Origin of the sequence: Bacillus andreraoultii (assembly GCF_001244735.1) — a bacterium.
In the GTDB taxonomy this organism is placed as follows: domain Bacteria; phylum Bacillota; class Bacilli; order Bacillales; family Caldibacillaceae; genus Caldifermentibacillus; species Caldifermentibacillus andreraoultii.
Window position 1 is genome coordinate 1 of record NZ_LN868930.1, and the last position, 1,171, is coordinate 1,171.

The 1,171-nt window shown below is 33.5% G+C and carries 1 protein-coding gene; it reads right to left on the reverse strand.

Annotated elements, in window-relative coordinates; translation table 11 throughout:
* On the reverse strand, positions 1-1,062 hold a 1,062-nt coding region (gene istA / locus BN2144_RS00070; RefSeq protein ID WP_456061790.1), incomplete at its 3' end, for an IS21 family transposase.
* Positions 1,063-1,171 lie beyond the last annotated feature (109 nt).

A 1,171-nucleotide genomic window follows, 5' to 3' on the forward strand; every position in this document is an offset into this window, starting at 1 on the left:
AAATTTCCCAACATGTCCTTCTGGCACAGAATAATGATTCTGTTTTATGACAACTGTACTATACTTATCCACCCGACATTCTATTAACTCTGCAACGTCAAAAGGAGTTATTGCTGGCTTGGATACAGACCTTTCGTGTTCCATTAATTCAATGTGTTTTAATAAATGCTGGTGATGTAACTGCTGGTTGATTCTTATTAGTACCCTTGTCAAATGTTCCTCTGCCTCTTTTAAACTTGTAAATTTATAATTTGATGAAAATGCCTTTCTACGAATGTACTCTACACTACGTTCAACGTGGCCTTTTTCATTTCCCTTTCTTGGTTCACATAGTCGAATTTTAAACCCATAATAATCTGAAATATTTTTCATACCGTCGGTGATTTCCCTTTCTGATCCTATGAACGATTTAACCACAGTCCTCATATTGTCATAGGTAAATACCGTAGGGATAAAACCAATGTGTTCAATAAATAAGGAATGGATGTCTAAAACACAAACCATGGTTTCAGACTCATAGATTTTCGCAAATCGATAATTACTATGTGCTAAAGTGAAAACCGCTAGGGAATAGCTTCTTAATTTTCCATTCACCTCGATTTTAATTTCTCCCCAATCAAATTCCACTTCATAACCAGGTTCGCAATTTCTACGTATGAATACCTCGTTTTTCTTTGCTAGCTCCGTGTTTACAAAATTACGTACTGTGGTATAACTAATTTCACACCCTTCCTCTATCAACTTTTCATGCATATCAATGATTTTCATTTGTTGTTTACCTAAATTATTCTCTCTTTTCCACTCATTTTCTTTTATATATCCTCGAATTTTCTCGATAATTTCATCACTTAATACTCTTTTCCTACCAACTCTTTTTGTGTAAGTTGGTGGTTTTATAATCTCCTCTGGTATTGGTAAATTTCGAACATCCGTTAACTTACTATTTTCGAACTCCTTTATATATTTTTTTACTGTATTTCTAGATTTTTTCAATTCTTTTGCAATCTTCCTCTGACTTTTTCCCTCCAAATGCATCTTTATTATTTGTTGTTTCACATTCAAAGTAATCACCTCTGATACTCCCCCTAACAATAATGTCAGGGTTATTTTCTATCAAAAGTGGCTCACTTTTCAATTAATAAGGTGGCTCAGTTTTAGATTAACATATACA